We start from the raw sequence: 15,583 nt of genomic DNA, 5'->3' as shown, positions 1-15,583 counted from the left end.
CCGGGACCCAGGACTCGGCGCGCCTCAGATCGCGTCGGCGCGTTCGAGCAGGGCGGCGGCCTCCTCCAGGGAGAGGCCGTCGCCCTCGGCGTAGGCGGCCTCGAAGACCGCGTCGTCGGCGAGGGCGGCCCGGGTGAGCTCGGTCGCCCGGCGCCGGTTCTCCTGCTCCATCGGGGAGGGCAGATGGGCCGGCGGGAGCAGCGACTCGTACGCGCCGAGCAGCGTCGCGGCGAGCCGTGCCGCCGCCCCGCCCCGTCCGGCCAGGGCCCAGGCCGCGGTGATCAGGTGGATCGCCGGCATCTGCGGGGCCACCATCATCGACAGCGAGCCGAGCGAGCGCTCGAACGCCCGCCGGGCCAGCTCGAAGCCCGAGGCGTACCGCCCCTCCAGGTTGTCCACCCAGCCCAGGCTGCCGAGGGTGAAGCCCTCGAAGATGGAGAAGGTCTCCGCCTTGAAGTCGGCGAGCAGCCGCAGCAGGTGCTCGCGCGCCTCCGCCGTGCGGCCGGTGCGCCCGAGCAGGATCGCCAGGAAGATCCGGGCCGCCAGCATCGGCTCGTGGCCACGGCCGTGCTCGCCCTCCACCACCTGCCGCAGGATCACCTCGGCCTCCTCCTGACGGCCGGTCTCGATCAGCATGTCCGCGTACCGGGCGCGCAGCAGCCCCATCTGCGCCTGGGCGCCGACGCGCTCCGCGTAGCCGATGGCGGCGGCGAAGTCCTCGGCGGCGCCCTCGAACTCCAGCCGCCGCTCGCGGGCCTCGGCGCGCGAGGACAGCGCCTCCGCCGCGCCCCACGCGTCACCGAGCCGTACGAAGATCTCCAGGCTCTCCTCCGCGTCGGCGCCCGCCTTCTGGGCCAGGTCGGCGCGGTTGGCCAGGAGGTTGGCGCGCAGCTGGAGCGCGTTGGCCAGCTCCCAGTCGTAGCCGTGGCGGCGGCAGGCGTCGACATGGGCGTCGAGGGCCTCCTGCATGCGGCCGGGCTCGCCGATGAGGAGCACCCCGAAGACGGCGAAGGATCCGGGGAGGCGGCAGGTCTGGGGCAGCCCCGGCGGGTAGACGGCGGTGATCAGCTTCAGCCGCTCGACCCCCTCGGGCGTGGTCCAGCGGCCCGTCTCGTGGTCCATGTTCATCAGCTCGATGAGCCGCACCCCGCGCCGGGCCTCCCACAGCTGCTCCTCCGAGAGCGGCGGGGGCGCGGCCGTGCACGGCTCCTCCAGCGGGACGACGGGGGCCGGCGTGGGACCGAACGGATCGGGTCCGAGCGCGGCGGCGGACTCCGCCCAGTGCAGGGCGTCGACGCGCAGGTCCCGCATGTTCCAGTACCAGAGCAGCGAGTGCACCAGGACCAGCGCCTCGTGCTCGTCCCGCGCGGCCACGGCCCGCCGCAGCGCGGTCCGCAGGTTCCCGTACTCGGCCCCGAAGCGGGCGACGGCGGCGAGCTGGCGTCCGGTGCGGAGTTCGGGGTCGGTGAGCCGGGCGAGCTCGCGGTAGTACGTGAGGTGCCGGCGCTCGGCGGCCGCCCGGTCGCCGGCCTCGTCCAGCCGCTCGGCGGCGTACTCCGCCACCGTCTCCAGCAGCCGGTACCGCATCCCCGCCTCGGTCTCGGCCGCCACGACCAGCGACTTGTCCACCAACGACCCCAGCACGCCCAGCACATCACCCGGCGCACCACCCCACAGGCCGCCCGGCGCGTCACCCGGCGCACCCTCCGGCAGGGCGCCCGCCGCGTCACCCGGCGCGTCCGGGCCGCCCCCGCACACCGCCTCCGCCGCCTCCAGGTCGCAGCCGCCGGTGAACACCGCCAACCGCCGCAGCACCGCACGCTCCGGCCCGTCCAGCAGGTCCCAGGACCAGTCGACCACCGCACGCAGCGTCTGCTGCCGCGGCAGAACCGTCCGCGCCCCCGAGGTCAGCAACCGGAACCGGTCGTCCAGCCGCTCCGCGATCTGACGCACCGACAACATCCGCAGCCGGGCCGCCGCCAACTCGATCGCCAACGGCAGACCGTCCAGCCGCCGCACGATCTCCTCGGCCGCCCCCAGGTCCTCCGCCACGTCGAAACCCGGCCGCACCGCCGCACCCCGCTCACCGAACAGCCGCACCGCCGTCGCCGGCGGCAGCGGACCCAACGGCCGCAGCACCTCCCCCGGCACCCCCAACGGCTCACGACTCGTCGCCAGCACCGTCACCCCCGGACACCGCGCCAGCAACACCTCCACCAACTCCGCAGCCGCGCCCACCACATGCTCACAGTTGTCCAGCAGGATCAGCAGGGAGCGGTCCGCGCAGTACTCGACGAGCCGGCCGGTCGGATCCTCGCCGAGGCGCAGCTCCTCGGCGCCCGCGCCGCGCAGCACCGTCTCGCGGGCGCCGACGCCGGCGAGCACGGCCTCCGTGACGGCCTCCGGGTCGGCGACGGGCGCGAGTTCGACGAGCCAGACGCCGTCGCGCCACCCGCCGCCGACCCGCTCCGCGGCCTCCTGCGACAGCCGGGTCTTCCCGGCGCCGCCAGGACCGAGCAGGGTCACCAGCCGCGCGGTGCGCAGATCGTCCTGGAGGGCGGAGATGTCGTCCTCGCGCCCGACGAAGCTGGTGAGGCGGGCCCGCAGATTGCCGGTGAGGGGACGGCCGGCGGGCGCCGGGGCCTGGGCCGGGGCGTCGAGCAACTCGGCATGCAGGGCGCGGAGTTCCGGGGACGGATCCGCGCCGAGCCGCTCGGCGAGGGTGCGCCGGACCGTCTCGTACGCGGCGAGGGCCTCCGACGGCCGGCCCGTGTCGCGCAGGGCGCGGATCCGCAGCGCCTGCAGGGGCTCGTCGAGCGGGTGCTCCGCGCACAGGGCGGCGAGTTCGGGCAGCGCCGCGGCGGCCTCGCCGAGGGCGAGCGCGGCGGTCAGCCTGGCCCGGCGGGCGTCCAGCCGACGGGCCTCCCAGCGGGCGGCCTCGGCGGCGCGGTCGGGCAGGTCGGCGAGCGCGGTCCCCTTCCACAGGGCGAGGGCCTCGTCGAGCAGCTCGGCGGCGCGGCGGGGGCGGCCGGCGTCCAGCTCCCGTACGCCGTCGGCCGCGAGACGGACGAAGCGGTGGGCGTCGACGTCCTCGGGCGCGGCGGCGAGGCGGTAGCCGCCGTCGACGGAGACCACGCGCTCGTGGCCGAGCGCCCGGCGCAGCCGGCCCACGAGGGCCTGCAGCGCGGCCACCGCGTCGGCCGGCGGCTCGACCCCCCACACCTCGTCGACCAGCACCCCCACGGGCACCGTGCGGCCGGCGCGCACCGCGAGCACGGTGAGCAGGGCGCGGACGCGGGGGCCGCCGACGGCGACGGTGCCTTCTGCTGTGTGGGCCCGGGTGGGGCCGAGGACCGAATAGCGCACGCCCCCATTCTCCGCGAGCCACTCCCCACGGCCCCACGCGCCTTCCCGACCCGCTTCCGCCCCCCTTTCCGCCCGTGCGGGCACCGCCCCGCCAAGGCGCCCCGCCGCGGTGGGTGGGGGCCCGGGGATGGAACCTCCCGTGGGGGTCGGTACGTTTCCGGGGCACGGTGTACGGCCGTGCCACCCGCATCCGCACCTCCCCGGGAGTCCACCCATGGCCACGACCACGCATCGTCACGACGAACGGCGGATCAGCCCCGTCTTCCTGGCGATCCTCGCGGTCATGGGCGTCACCGGCTGGGCCGTGTGGAGCGACTTCGCCGCGCTGCCCGGCCTCGCGGTGTTCCTGTTCGTGACCTCGGCGTGGGTCGTCTCGCTCTGTCTCCACGAGTACGCGCACGCCCGCACGGCCCTGCACGGCGGCGACATCACCATCGGGGCCAAGGGCTATCTGACGCTGAACCCGCTCGCGTACACCCACGCCGTCCTGAGCGTCATCCTGCCGGTGCTCTTCGTGATCATGGGCGGCATCGGTCTGCCGGGCGGCGCCGTCTTCGTCGAGCGGGGCCGGATCCACGGGCGCTGGAAGCACAGCCTCATCTCGGCCGCGGGACCGCTCGCGAACGTCCTCTTCGCCGTCGTCTGCACCGCGCCGTTCTGGCTGGGCGCCCTCGACGGCGTGCCGGTCGCCTTCCGGTACGCGCTCGCGTTCCTGGCGTTCCTCCAGGTGACCGCCGCGCTCCTGAACCTGCTGCCGGTGCCGGGCCTGGACGGCTACGGCGTGATCGAGCCCTGGCTGTCGTACGGCGTCAAGCGCCAGATCGAGCCGTACGCGCCCTACGGCTTCTTCGTGGTGATCGCGCTGCTCTTCGTGCCGGCGGTCAACGGGGCCTTCTTCGACGCGATCGACGCCCTGATGCGGGCGCTCGGCGTGCCGGAGGTCTCCCGCTACTGCGGCTCGACCCTGTACCGGTTCTGGCAGGAGACGCCGGAGTTCTGCCAGGTCGGTTAACGCTCGGCCGTCATCCGGGCGCGCTTGAGGGAGAACCACGCCATGTTCGAGGACAGGCCGGCGAGCAGCACCCACACGATGCCGATCAGGCTGCCCTGGGCGAAGGAGATCACGGCCGCGACGACGGCGAGCGCGCAGACGACCAGGGCGTAGAGGGCGAGGCGGGGCATGGGGTCGGCTCCTGTCCGGGTACGGCGGGTGGTGCCCGTCCAGTGTCCCCCATGCCCCGGTCCGCGACGGGACCGGCTCCGGCCGGACCGGCTCAGACGTCCGTGACCCGCAGGCCCGCGTGGGCCTTGTAGCGCCGGTTCACCGAGATCAGGTTCGCCACGAGCGACTCGACCTGGTGGGCGTTGCGCAGCCGGCCGGCGAAGACGCCGCGCATCCCGGGGATGCGGCCGGCGAGGGCCTGGACGAGCTCCACGTCGGCGCGCACCTCGCCCAGGACCATCACGTCGGTGTCGATCTCGTCGATCGAGGCGTCCTGGAGGAGCACCGCCGACAGGTGGTGGAAGGCGGCGGTGACCCGCGAGTCCGGCAGCAGCGCCGCCGCCTGCTCGGCGGCGGAGCCCTCCTCCGGCTTGAGCGCGTAGGCGCCCTTCTTGTCGAAGCCCAGCGGGTTCACGCAGTCCACCACGAGCTTGCCCGCGAGCTCCTCGCGCAGCGCCTCCAGGGTCTTGGCGTGCCCGTCCCACGGCACGGCCACGATGACGATGTCGCTGCGCCGCGCGCACTCGGCGTTGTCGGCGCCCTCGACACCGAGACCCAGCTCGTCGGCCGCGGTCCGGGCGCGGTCGGCGGCGCGCGAGCCGATGATCACCTTCTGGCCGGCCTTGGCGAGGCGGTAGGCGAGGCCGCGGCCCTGGTCGCCGGTGCCGCCGAGGACGCCGACGACGAGACCGGAGACGTCGGGGAGGTCCCAGGGGTCCTTGGGGGCGGGTGCAGTCGTGGAGGAAGTCATGGCCTCGACATTACTGGCCGGTCGCCCGGCCCGGACCCGTCCGGGTGAGTCCGCTGCGAACCCCCGCCCGCGGGGGCCGGTGTCGTGCACCATGCGGCCCATGGACGCCGTACGTGTCGCACTGCTGCGCGAGGTGCTCGCCGGGACCGAGTGGCCGGCCGCCGCCCGCCGCTTCGCGGGCTCCCTCCGGTCCTCCGTCGTCTCCCGCGGCGGCGGGCTGCTGCTGGTCGGCACGGCGGAGTACGAGCCGTGGCACCTGGCGGCGCATCTCGTCGACGAGTCCGCCTGGTCGGGGCGGCCCGAGCTGGCCCCGACGCTGGTCCGGCACCGGGTGCGCCCCGGCGATCCGGCGCACCTGGCGGTCGGGCTGGGGCGGATCGAGTCGGCGGGACGCGGGGCGACGCTCCTGATGGTCGCGCCGGCCCGGCCCGACGAGGGCCTGCTCGAACGGGTCCACGACGCGCGCAGGGCCGGGGCGACGGTGCTGTCGCTGGACGGCGGCGACACGGAAGTGGTCGGGCTGGCGCACGAGACGCTGACGGTGGGGGCGGACGCGGGGGTGGACCTGGACACCGTGCAGCACCTGGTGAGCGCGGCGACGGGCGAGAACTACCTGCCGTCGGCGCCGCGGGGACGGATGCGCTTCCGCGACCGCCTGTCCCGCCTGACAGACCACCTGACCGCCCCACCCCCGGCCCGCTGGTAAACCCCCGGCCCCACCTTCCCCGCCACGGGCGCCACCGCCCAGCCGCCCCCGCACGTGGGCACCGCCCGGCCGCCCCTCCCACGGGCGCCGCCCCGCGGCCCCGCCGGCCGCCGTGTGGGCGCCGCCCTCAGCACCCACATGCCCAGACCTGCGGGCACCGCCCGCCCCCGCACGGGGCGCGGCTCGCGGCCCCCGCCCACCGCCGTGTGGGCAATCGTCCCGCAGGGCGGGACGGGTGGGCACACGGGACGTCGCCCCTTGCCGGGCCCAGGCTCTCCGCGCCTTGACGCCGGCCCCGAGGGCGCGGCGCCGTGGTGGTGCGGGGAGGTACAGGGGGCGGACGCGCCGCCCGGCGCGGTCCCGTGTGCCCACCCGTCCCGCCCCAGCGGAACGACTGCCCACACGGAGGCGGCGGGGCGGCCGGGGGACCCGGCGCCGGGACCGTTGCGGCGCGTCGAGGGTGAGGGACCCGTCCCGCGCGCGAAGGTCGAGGCGGCCACCCCTACGGCCCGCTGCTGCGGAGGGCGAGGGTGGGCTCGAGGCGGGGACGGTTTCGGGGCGTGGAGGGCTTGGGTGGGGCCGGGGGCGGGGTGTTCCCGGCGCGGGAGGGCGGGGGGGTAAATCGGTTGCCTTCGGGTGGGGGGCGGTCGAGCATGGCGCCTCGTGAAACGCTTCGCCCGGCTGTTCCCCGATCTCGCGCCCTGGCGCTCCTCCCCCGACTTCCGCCTGCTCTGGGCCCAGGGCATCGTCGCCTTCTTCGCGAGCTTCATGGCGCTGATCGCCCTGCCGCTGCAGATCAAGGACCTGACCGACTCGCCGTTCGCGGTCGGCGCGATGGGCGCCGTGGAGCTCGTGCCGCTGGTGGTGTTCGGGCTGTACGGCGGGGCGCTGGCCGACGCCGCCGACCGGCGGAAGGTGATCGTGGCGACGGAGGCCGGGCTCGGCGTCCTCGCCCTGGTCCTGCTGCTCAACGCCCTGCTGCCGCGGCCCATGCTGTGGCCGCTCTACGTGGTCGCGGCCGGCGTCTCGGCCCTCGCCGGCCTGCAGCGGCCGGCGCTCGACTCGCTCATGGCCCGGATCGTGCCGCACGAGCAGCAGACGGCGGCGGCCGCGCTGAACTCGCTGCGATGGCAGGTGGGTTCCATCGCCGGACCCGCCCTCGCGGGCCTGGTCGTCGCCTACGCGGGCCACGCCCCGGCGTACGCGGTGGCGGCCGGCGGCTTCGCCGTCTCGGTCCTGCTGTGCCGCCGGCTCTCGCCCGCGCCGCCGGCGCACGACGCCGACAAGCCCTCGCTGCGCGGGATCGTGGAGGGCGCCCGGTACGCGTGGTCGAGGCCGGTGCTGCTCGGCACGTACGCGATCGACCTGGCGGCGATGTTCTTCGCCTTCCCGAACACGATCTTCCCGTTCCTCGCCGACGAGCTGGACGCGGACTGGTCGCTCGGCCTGATGTACGCGGCGGGTTCGGTCGGCTCGCTCGTGCTCGGGCTCACCAGCGGCTGGACGGCGAAGGTCCGCCGGCACGGCCTGCTCGTGGTGGCGGGGGCGACCGGCTGGGGCCTCGCGATCGCGGCGGCGGGCTGGTTCGGGAACGTGTGGCTGGTGCTGCTCTGTCTGGCCTTCGCCGGCGCCGGCGACATGCTGAGCGGCCTCGGGCGCGCGACGATCTGGAACCAGACCATCCCCGAGGAGCTGCGCGGCCGGCTCGCGGGCATCGAGGTCCTCTCGTACAGCGTCGGACCGCAGCTCGGTCAGCTCCGCGCCGGCACGATGGCCGGCTGGACCGGCACCCGGGCGGCGATCTGGTCGGGCGGTGTCGCGTGCGTCGCCTCCGTGGGCCTGCTGTGCCTCGCGCTGCCGAAGCTGCTCGCGTACGACGCCGGGACGGACGAGGACGCGCTGGCCCGCAAGGCCCAGCAGGAGGCGGTCGCCACCGCGGGCTAGTAGCCGTTGTTCGGCGAGCTCGGCGAGCCGGGCGAGCCGGGGGCGCCGGCCACGGTGATCTCCGTCTTCATGCCCCTGTCCTTGTGGCCGTCGACCGGGCAGTAGACCGTGTACGTGCCGGACGCGAGCGTCACGGTGAGCGTCGTGGACTCGCCCGGCTGAAGCGTCCTCGTCTTGTTCTCGCCGCCGGGTCCCTCGATCTCCAGGGCGTGTTGGTGCTGCCCGGTGTTCTTGGCGACGAAGGCGTACCGCCCGGGGTCGAAGCTCTGCCGGGAGAGGGTGATGCGGAAGTCCGCCAGGTCCGCGTTCACCTGGGTCGCGCCCGCCGTCGTCGTCGGCTTCGGGGGCGGGGCGGTGCCTCCGCCGTCTCCGCCGCTGTCGCCGCAGGCGGCGAGCAGGGCGGTCAGCGCGCCGGCCACCAGACCGAGCGCCACGCGGTTCCGCGTTCGTAGATACGTCATGGTTCGGTCCTCCGCAGGAGATACGGCCGGGCCACGGCGGCGGATTGCGACCGATCGCGGCGGACAATGGCCTCGGGCGCTCCCTTCGGGGAGGCGGTCCGAGGCAATCCCTACGGGGCGACGGAACGTATCCACGGGTATGCGGCGCATGGGCCCCTCTCTCGGAGGGGTGTCCGACGAGGCACTGCTCTCCGGTCTGACCACGGGCGATCCGGAGATCGCGGTGGCCTTCGTGCGCCGCTTCCAGCGCACCGTCTTCGGGGTGGCCGTCGCCGTCGTCGGCGACCCCCAGCTCGCCGAGGACATCGCCCAGCAGACCTTCGAGCGGGCCTGGCGGCACGCCCAGGTCTACGACTCCCGGCGCGGCTCGGTACGGACCTGGCTGACGACCATCGCGCACCACCTCGCGATCGACGCCGTACGGGCCCGGCGGGCCAGCCCGGTCGCGCCCGAGGACCTGGACGCGCTGCTCGGCGCCGTGACGGAGACCCCCGAGCGGTGGGCGCTCGCCGAGGAGGGCTCGGAGCGGGTCCGGCGTGCGGTGGCCGCGCTGCCGCGCGAGCAGGCGCGGGCGCTGGTGATGGCGGGGATCTACGGGATGACGGCGCGCGAGGTCGCCGGTCTCGAGGACATCCCGCTGGGCACGGCCAAGACCCGGATCCGGACGGCGACGATCAAGGTGCGGGCCCTCCTGGGGAACGAGGCGGACCGGAGCGGGGAGGGGCGGTGAGCGCTGTGGACTGTGCCCGGCTGCGCGAGCTCGGCGCCGAGCTGGCGCTCGGTGCCCTCCCGGCCCAGGAGCGGGCCGAGGCGGTCGCCCATCTGGACCGCTGCCCGGACTGCCGGGAGTACGTCGAGCGGTTGACCGTGGTGGGCGACGGTCTGATCGGGCTGCTGCCGGACGCCGAGCCTCCGGTGGGCTTCGAGACGCGGGTGGCGCGGGCGCTGGTCCCGCCGCCGGTCCGGCCGCGGCGGCGCGGGAGGGTGCGGCTCGCGGTGGCGGCCGTCGCGGCCGCGCTCGCCTGCGGCTTCGGGGGGTGGGCCGTCGGCGGCGGCCTGCAGAGCGCGCCGCCGGTCGTCGAGCGGCAGGCGGGGCTCGTGGAGGCGGCGCTGGTCTCGGACGGGCACCAGGTCGGACGGATCTACGCCCACCCGGGGGCGGGCTCGGGTGCGGGCGGCTGGGTCTACATGTCCGTCGAGCTGGAGGGGGCGGGCCCGGGGCCGGTGCGGTGTCTGCTCGTACGGTCCGACGGCTCGGCGGTGCCGGTGGGGTCGTTCCCGCTCAGGGGCGGCTACGGGTACTGGGGAGCGCCGGCCGAGATCGATCCGGCCACGGTGACCGGCGCCCGGCTGGTGGCCGAGGACGGCACGGTCCTGGCCACGGCACGCTTCCCGGCGCCGACGGGCGAGGACCGGTCGGGCTCCGGCCCGGCGCCCGGCCCGGGGCCTGACCGCGGGGTCACGGCCCGGGCCCTGGACTTCCGGCCCGCGCCCCCGGCTGTCTAGGGATGTCTTTGGGATCGGGCAGACAGGGCGGATCGGGCCGGATCAGGGAGCCGCGTCCGAAGGACACCACCTGGCCGACCTCGCCCCAGGCTCCCCGGTCCGTCCTCGGCCCTGGCCGCCGGCCCGTCCTCAGCCCTGGCCCTCGGAGTCGTCCTTGCCCGCCCTGTCGTGCCAGCGGGGGTCGGTGTCCCACTCCAGGTTCCGCTCCTCCGCGGTCTGCATGGCGTGGGCGGCCTCCTCGCGGCTGGTGTACGGACCGAAGCGGTCCTTCGCCGGGCACTCGGGGCCCTCCTCGACCTTCTTGTGCTGCAGGCAGTAGTACCACTCGCCCGGCTTGCCGGCCGTACGCTTCTTGAACAGGGCCATCCTCGGCTCCTTCCTCCGTCACCATGCTGCCCCAGACGCGGTCGATAGACTCGCTGACATGTCTGGCCAGTCGCTTCTCGTACCGGGGGAGCTGTCCCCCCACCGTTCCGTTCCGGGGTCCATCCGTCGCCCCGAGTACGTCGGAAAGCCCGCTCCCACCCCGTACTCCGGTCCGGAGGTGCAGGACTCCGACACCATCGAGCGGATGCGGATCGCCGGCCGCATCGCCGCGCAGGCGATGGAGGAGGCCGCCAAGCACATCGCGCCGGGCGTCACCACGGACGAGCTGGACCGGGTCGCCCACACGTACATGTGCGACCACGGGGCCTACCCGTCCACGCTCGGATACCGCGGGTTCCCGAAGTCGCTGTGCGCGTCGATCAACGAGGTCATCTGCCACGGCATCCCCGACTCGACCGTCCTGAAGGACGGCGACATCGTGAACCTGGACGTCACCGCGTACATCAACGGCGTCCACGGCGACAACAACGCCACCTACCTGTGCGGTGACGTGGACGACGAGTCCCGGCTGCTCGTGGAGCGGACCCGGGAGTCCCTCAACCGGGCGATCAAGGCGGTCAAGCCGGGCCGCCAGGTCAACATCATCGGCCGGGTCATCGAGTCGTACGCCAAGCGCTTCGGCTACGGCGTCGTCCGGGACTTCACGGGGCACGGCATCAACTCGTCCTTCCACTCCGGACTGATCATTCCGCACTACGACTCCCCGCACCACACCACGGTGATGCAGCCGGGCATGACGTTCACGATCGAGCCGATGCTGACGCTCGGCACACACGAGTACGACATGTGGGACGACGGCTGGACCGTGGTGACCAAGGACCGGAAGCGGACGGCGCAGTTCGAGCACACGCTCGTGGTGACCGAGACCGGCGCGGAGATTCTCACGTTGCCCTGACGCCTCCGAGGGGTAGCGTCTTTACCGACAGGACGTCGGGAACCAGTTGACTTAGGTAAGCCTAAGTCGGCAGGATCGGCAGTGGTTCCCGACCCCTACGGTCCCGACGGTCCCGGAGGCATGCCTTGGACACCCCCTTCTCGACGCTCATCCGCACCGCCTCGCACGAGCAGCACACGGAAGCGGAGTCGTCGACGTTCATGAGCGACCTCCTCGGCGGGCGGCTGGCCGTCGACGCCTACGCGCGATACACGGAGCAGCTCTGGTTCGTGTACCGCGCCCTGGAGGACGGCGCGGACGCGCTGCGGACCGACCCGGTCGCCGGGCCCTTCATACGGCCGGAGCTGTTCCGCACGGCCGCCCTGGAGCAGGACCTCGCGCATCTGCGCGGCCCCGGCTGGCGCGCCGGGCTCACGGCGCTGCCGGCCACCGAGGCGTACGCGGCGCGGGTCGCCGAGTGCGCCCGCGACTGGCCGGCCGGCTACGTCGCCCACCACTACACGCGCTACCTGGGCGACCTGTCGGGCGGTCAGATCATCCGCGACAAGGCGGAGCGCACCTGGGGCTTCGCACGCAAGGGCGACGGCGTGCGGTTCTACGTCTTCGACGGGATCGCCAACCCGGCCGCCTTCAAGCGGGCGTACCGGGAGCTGCTGGACGACGTGAACGCGGACGACCTGGAGAAGCAGCGGATCGTCGACGAGTGCAAGCGCGCCTTCGACTTCAACGGCGCGGTGTTCCGGGAACTGGCGGGCGAGTTCCCGCTCACCGCCGCGTGACGGCCTGACGGCCGGAGGGCCGGAGGGCCGGGCTCCGACCCGACGCAAGAACGGCCGGAAGGCCGGAGCCCGTCCGATGCCCGGACGGCCGACGCCCGGACGGCCGGAGCCCGGCCCGACGCCCGAACGCCCGGCCGCGCTCCGGCCCGGCGCCCCGACGGCCGTCTCCGCCCCGACGCTCAGACGGTCAGGGTCCGCTCCAGGCGGACCCGGCCCCCGAGTTCCACGATGCCGTCCGGGCCGGGGGCGGTGAGCAGTTGCGAGCCGCGGCCCTGGGTGATGTTGAGCGCCCGGCCCAGCTGGGCGGTGAGCAGCAGCGCGGCCGCGCCCGTGGCCTCGTCCTCGTCGATGCCGTCGCCGCGCCCGGGGAACGCGCGCGCCCTGATCCGCCCCGCGGCCTCCTCCTCCCAGGCCCAGGCGTAGATCCATTCCCCCGGTTCGGGCACCTCCAGGTCCTCGACCTCGGCGGCGGAGGCGTACTGCCGCAGGGTGCGCGGCGGCGCCCACTCGGCGCGGGCCTCGATCCAGGTGAACTCCCCGTCGCCGCGCACCCACACCTCGCCGGCCGGCGGACAGACGACCTCCAGGTCGAGCAGCCAGGCCGCGCCCACGAGCGGGTGCCCGGCGAAGGGCAGCCGGAGTCCGGGGGTGTAGATGTCGACGATCCCGCGCTCCGGGTCGTCCACGAACACGGTCTCACTGAATCCGAGTTCCTTGGCGAGCGCCTGACGCGACGCCTCCTCGGGAAATTCCCGGGCGTCCCGCACGACCCCGAGCGCGTTGCCGTGGCGGCCGTCGCCCGCACAGAAGACCCGAAGGACGTCGATGTCAGTCGTGTTCATGTCGAAATTGAACCATCCAGGCGTCCCGTTCCGCGGGTGCGCCGGGAATCTACCGGTCCGTTACCCAAATCCGGGCAATCCACCCGACTTTACCTTTCCTTGACCCGACCATGAAAACCCCATGAGCTCACTGTGATCCGGCCGTGTCCGGTCCGCCGGACCTGAGAGCTGAATCACTGGACGGGCGGGTATGGCTGAGGTAAGCCTCGGTTAAGTTAGGTCCGCCTCACCCCGTCCCCGCCGTTCGTCCCCGAGTGGAGCACTCATGCGAGCCGTCCGTCTCTCCGTCGTCACCGCCGCCGCCACCGCGGCGACCCTGGCCGCCGTCACGGGCTGCACCCAGAAAAGCGACTCGAAGGCCGACGACGGTGCGATCCAGGTGATCGCGAAGGACGACTCCTGCGAGGTCTCCAAGAAGGACTTCCCGGCCGGCCACGTGAAGCTGAACGTGGAGAACCGGGGCAGCAAGGTCACCGAGGTCTACGTCCTCTTCCCGGACGACCGGATCGTGACCGAGCGCGAGAACATCGGCCCCGGCACCAAGGCCACCATCACCGCCGAGATCAAGGCCGGCGACTACGCGATCGCCTGCAAGCCCGGCATGAAGGGCGACGGCATCCGCCAGCAGGTCAAGGCCACCGGCGCGGGCGCGGGCACCGCCAAGCGCTCCCCCGAGATGGACGCCGCCGTCGCCGCCTACCGCCAGTACGTCCAGGCGCAGGCCGACGAGACCCTGCCGAAGGTGAAGGTCTTCACCGACGCCGTCCGCGCCGGGGACGTCGAGGCCGCCAAGAAGGCCTACGCCGACTCCCGCATCGGCTGGGAGCGCACCGAGCCGGTCGCCGAGTCCTTCGGCGACATCGACCCGAAGGTCGACGTCCGCGAGGACGGCCTGGAGGCCGGCCAGAACCCGGCCACCGACTGGACCGGCTGGCACCGCCTGGAGAAGGCGCTGTGGCAGGACAAGAAGATCGGCGACCGCGAGAAGCAGCTCGCCGACCTCCTCGACAAGGACCTCGCCGACTGGCAGAAGCGGGTCGGCAAGGCGGAGATCACCCCGACCTCCATGGCCAACGGCGCCAAGGAGCTCCTGGACGAGGTCGCCACCGGCAAGGTCACCGGCGAGGAGGAGCGCTACTCGCACACCGACCTGGTCGACTTCAAGGCCAACGTCGAGGGCGCCCAGAAGTCCTTCGAGCTGCTCAAGCCGGTCGCGCAGAAGAACGACCCCCAGCTGGTCGCCGAACTCGACAAGCAGTTCGCCACGCTGAACGCCCTGCTCGACAAGTACCGCGCGGACAAGGCGAGCTACGTCTTCACCTCGTACGACAAGGTCTCCAAGGAGCAGCGCAAGGAGCTCTCGGACGGCGTGAACGCGCTGGCCGAGCCGCTCTCCAAGCTCGCCGCCGCGGTTGTGAAGTAAGGGGGACACGACAGTGACCGAGGACCTCAAGAACTCCGAGGAGCAGGCCGCCGCCGCTCCCTCCCGCCGTTCCGTGATCGGCTGGGGCGGTGCCGGGCTCGCGCTCGGCGCCGCCGCGGCCGGCGGCGCCGTCGCCCTGACCCGGAGCGGCGACACCGCCGTGCCCGTGGCCGAGAGCGGCGCGGCCGTCCCCTTCCACGGCGAGCACCAGGCCGGCATCGCCACCGCCGTCCAGGACCGGCTGCACTTCGCGGCCTTCGACGTGAAGACCAAGGACCGCGCGGAGCTGATCCAGCTCCTGAAGGACTGGACCCGGGCCGCCGAGCGCATGACGGCCGGTCACGAGGTCGGCGAGGGCGCCTACGGCGGCCTGCCGGAGGCCCCGCCGGACGACACGGGCGAGGCGCTCGGCCTCAAGCCCTCCCGGCTGACCCTCACCATCGGCTTCGGCCCCTCGCTGTTCGACGGGCGCTTCGGCCTCGCCGGCAAGCGGCCCGGGGCCCTGGTGGACCTGCCCAAGTTCCCGGGCGACAACCTGGACCCGGCCCGCAGCGGCGGCGACCTGTGCGTCCAGGCCTGCGCGGACGACCCGCAGGTCGCCGTGCACGCCATCCGCAACCTGGCCCGGATCGGCTTCGGCAAGGTCGCGGTGCGCTGGTCGCAGCTGGGCTTCGGCAAGACGTCCTCGACGACCCCGGACGCCCAGACCCCGCGCAACCTCTTCGGCTTCAAGGACGGCACCCGCAACATCGCGGGCACCGACACCGCCCGCCTGGCCAAGCACGTGTGGGTGTCCGGCAAGGACGCCGAGGGTCCGGCCGCGTGGCTGGAGGGCGGCTCCTACCTGGTCGCCCGGCGCATCCGGATGAACGTCGAGACCTGGGACCGCACCCCGCTCGCCGAGCAGGAGGACATCTTCGGCCGCGACAAGAAGGAAGGCGCGCCCGTCGGCAAGGCCAAGGAGCACGACGAGCCGTTCCTGAAGGCGATGAAGCCGGACTCGCACGTCCGCCTGGCCCACCCCGACACCAACGGCGGGGCGACCATCCTGCGCCGCGGCTACTCCTTCACCGACGGCACGGACGGGCTCGGCCGGCTGGACGCGGGCCTGTTCTTCCTCGCGTACCAGAAGGACGTGCGCACCGGCTTCATCCCGGTGCAGACCTCGCTGGCCCGCAACGACGCGCTCAACGAGTACACCCAGCACGTCGGTTCGGCGATCTTCGCGATCCCGCCGGGCGTCCGCGACAAGGACGACTGGTGGGGCCGGGCGCTGTTCGCGTAGCTCGGAACTCTCGTAA

Annotated in this window: 15 protein-coding genes; 9 read left to right on the top strand and 6 right to left on the bottom strand. The window is 73.9% G+C overall.

The window, feature by feature from the left end:
* Nucleotides 1-24: 24 nt before the first annotated feature.
* On the bottom strand, nt 25-3,366 hold the full coding sequence (locus ACIGXE_RS03430; RefSeq protein ID WP_399742293.1) for a BTAD domain-containing putative transcriptional regulator: 3,342 nt from the start codon (nt 3,364-3,366) through the stop codon (nt 25-27).
* 214 nt (nt 3,367-3,580) lie between these two features.
* On the opposite strand from ACIGXE_RS03430, the gene ACIGXE_RS03425 reads away from it, so the two are divergent.
* Nucleotides 3,581-4,378, top strand: coding sequence for a site-2 protease family protein (locus tag ACIGXE_RS03425; protein ID WP_399742291.1), 798 nt, complete (start codon nt 3,581-3,583; stop codon nt 4,376-4,378).
* Here ACIGXE_RS03425 and ACIGXE_RS03420 read toward each other — a convergent pair.
* The gene (locus ACIGXE_RS03420; protein WP_399742288.1) at nt 4,375-4,548 is read right to left on the bottom strand and encodes a hypothetical protein; all 174 of its coding nucleotides are present in this window, start codon (nt 4,546-4,548) and stop codon (nt 4,375-4,377) included. The genes ACIGXE_RS03425 and ACIGXE_RS03420 overlap by 4 nt on opposite strands.
* A gap of 92 nt (nt 4,549-4,640) precedes the next feature.
* Entirely contained in the window at nt 4,641-5,339 is a 699-nt protein-coding gene (gene npdG, locus ACIGXE_RS03415; RefSeq protein ID WP_399742285.1) for an NADPH-dependent F420 reductase, read from the bottom strand.
* A gap of 100 nt (nt 5,340-5,439) precedes the next feature.
* On the opposite strand from npdG, the gene ACIGXE_RS03410 reads away from it, so the two are divergent.
* Entirely contained in the window at nt 5,440-6,045 is a 606-nt protein-coding gene (locus tag ACIGXE_RS03410) for a hypothetical protein (RefSeq protein WP_399742282.1), read from the top strand.
* Nucleotides 6,046-6,708: 663 nt separating this feature from the next.
* Nucleotides 6,709-7,989, top strand: coding sequence for an MFS transporter (locus ACIGXE_RS03405; RefSeq protein ID WP_399742279.1), 1,281 nt, complete (start codon nt 6,709-6,711; stop codon nt 7,987-7,989).
* On the opposite strand, the gene ACIGXE_RS03400 is transcribed toward ACIGXE_RS03405, so the two are convergent.
* Nucleotides 7,986-8,450 carry a plastocyanin/azurin family copper-binding protein gene (locus ACIGXE_RS03400; protein ID WP_399742276.1) on the bottom strand — a complete coding sequence of 155 codons (465 nt, stop codon included), beginning with the start codon at nt 8,448-8,450 and terminating at the stop codon, nt 7,986-7,988. The two genes, ACIGXE_RS03405 and ACIGXE_RS03400, sit on opposite strands and share 4 nt — an antisense overlap.
* Before the next feature lie 139 nt (nt 8,451-8,589).
* Here ACIGXE_RS03400 and ACIGXE_RS03395 point away from each other — a divergent pair, with 139 nt between their 5' ends.
* The gene (locus ACIGXE_RS03395) at nt 8,590-9,180 is read left to right on the top strand and encodes an RNA polymerase sigma factor (RefSeq protein WP_399742273.1); all 591 of its coding nucleotides are present in this window, start codon (nt 8,590-8,592) and stop codon (nt 9,178-9,180) included.
* Nucleotides 9,177-9,956: a hypothetical protein gene (locus ACIGXE_RS03390; RefSeq protein ID WP_399742270.1), complete on the top strand. Its 780-nt coding sequence runs from the start codon at nt 9,177-9,179 to the stop codon at nt 9,954-9,956. Before ACIGXE_RS03395 ends, ACIGXE_RS03390 begins: the two co-directional genes overlap by 4 nt.
* A 129-nt stretch (nt 9,957-10,085) precedes the next feature.
* On the opposite strand, the gene ACIGXE_RS03385 is transcribed toward ACIGXE_RS03390, so the two are convergent.
* A complete protein-coding gene (locus tag ACIGXE_RS03385; protein WP_399742267.1) occupies nt 10,086-10,322 on the bottom strand; it encodes a hypothetical protein in 237 nt (78 codons plus the stop codon).
* Nucleotides 10,323-10,380: 58 nt separating this feature from the next.
* On the opposite strand from ACIGXE_RS03385, the gene map reads away from it, so the two are divergent.
* On the top strand, nt 10,381-11,238 hold the full coding sequence (gene map / locus ACIGXE_RS03380) for a type I methionyl aminopeptidase (protein WP_399742264.1): 858 nt from the start codon (nt 10,381-10,383) through the stop codon (nt 11,236-11,238).
* 125 nt (nt 11,239-11,363) lie between these two features.
* The gene (locus tag ACIGXE_RS03375) at nt 11,364-12,017 is read left to right on the top strand and encodes a heme oxygenase (biliverdin-producing) (RefSeq protein ID WP_399742261.1); all 654 of its coding nucleotides are present in this window, start codon (nt 11,364-11,366) and stop codon (nt 12,015-12,017) included.
* 179 nt (nt 12,018-12,196) lie between these two features.
* Here the strand turns inward: ACIGXE_RS03375 and ACIGXE_RS03370 are convergent, their stop codons facing one another.
* On the bottom strand, nt 12,197-12,859 hold the full coding sequence (locus ACIGXE_RS03370) for a PhzF family phenazine biosynthesis protein (RefSeq protein ID WP_399742258.1): 663 nt from the start codon (nt 12,857-12,859) through the stop codon (nt 12,197-12,199).
* Nucleotides 12,860-13,124: 265 nt separating this feature from the next.
* Between ACIGXE_RS03370 and efeO the strand changes: the two genes are divergently transcribed.
* Together efeO and efeB are read left to right on the top strand one after the other, a co-directional pair.
* Entirely contained in the window at nt 13,125-14,282 is a 1,158-nt protein-coding gene (efeO, locus tag ACIGXE_RS03365; protein WP_399742255.1) for an iron uptake system protein EfeO, read from the top strand.
* Nucleotides 14,283-14,295: 13 nt separating this feature from the next.
* Complete coding sequence (gene efeB / locus ACIGXE_RS03360) at nt 14,296-15,567, top strand: iron uptake transporter deferrochelatase/peroxidase subunit (RefSeq protein ID WP_399742252.1); 1,272 nt, start codon at nt 14,296-14,298, stop codon at nt 15,565-15,567.
* Nucleotides 15,568-15,583 lie beyond the last annotated feature (16 nt).

It is taken from the genome of Streptomyces sp. NPDC053431, assembly GCF_044544925.1.
Taxonomy (GTDB): domain Bacteria; phylum Actinomycetota; class Actinomycetes; order Streptomycetales; family Streptomycetaceae; genus Streptomyces.
The sequence above is the reverse complement of the archived record's forward strand: the minus strand, read 5'-3'. Positions and strand labels throughout refer to the sequence as shown.

Bases quoted from the DNA above. Each gene is read 5' to 3' on its own strand.
- map (WP_399742264.1), top strand. From the start codon at position 10,381: ATGTCTGGCCAGTCGCTTCTCGTACCGGGGGAGCTGTCCCCCCACCGT.
- ACIGXE_RS03410 (WP_399742282.1), top strand. From the start codon at position 5,440: ATGGACGCCGTACGTGTCGCACTGCTGCGCGAGGTGCTCGCCGGGACC.
- ACIGXE_RS03395 (WP_399742273.1), top strand. From the start codon at position 8,590: ATGCGGCGCATGGGCCCCTCTCTCGGAGGGGTGTCCGACGAGGCACTG.
- npdG (WP_399742285.1), bottom strand. From the start codon at position 5,339: ATGACTTCCTCCACGACTGCACCCGCCCCCAAGGACCCCTGGGACCTC.
- ACIGXE_RS03400 (WP_399742276.1), bottom strand. From the start codon at position 8,450: ATGACGTATCTACGAACGCGGAACCGCGTGGCGCTCGGTCTGGTGGCC.
- ACIGXE_RS03420 (WP_399742288.1), bottom strand. From the start codon at position 4,548: ATGCCCCGCCTCGCCCTCTACGCCCTGGTCGTCTGCGCGCTCGCCGTC.
- ACIGXE_RS03425 (WP_399742291.1), top strand. From the start codon at position 3,581: ATGGCCACGACCACGCATCGTCACGACGAACGGCGGATCAGCCCCGTC.
- ACIGXE_RS03385 (WP_399742267.1), bottom strand. From the start codon at position 10,322: ATGGCCCTGTTCAAGAAGCGTACGGCCGGCAAGCCGGGCGAGTGGTAC.
- efeO (WP_399742255.1), top strand. From the start codon at position 13,125: ATGCGAGCCGTCCGTCTCTCCGTCGTCACCGCCGCCGCCACCGCGGCG.
- ACIGXE_RS03370 (WP_399742258.1), bottom strand. From the start codon at position 12,859: ATGAACACGACTGACATCGACGTCCTTCGGGTCTTCTGTGCGGGCGAC.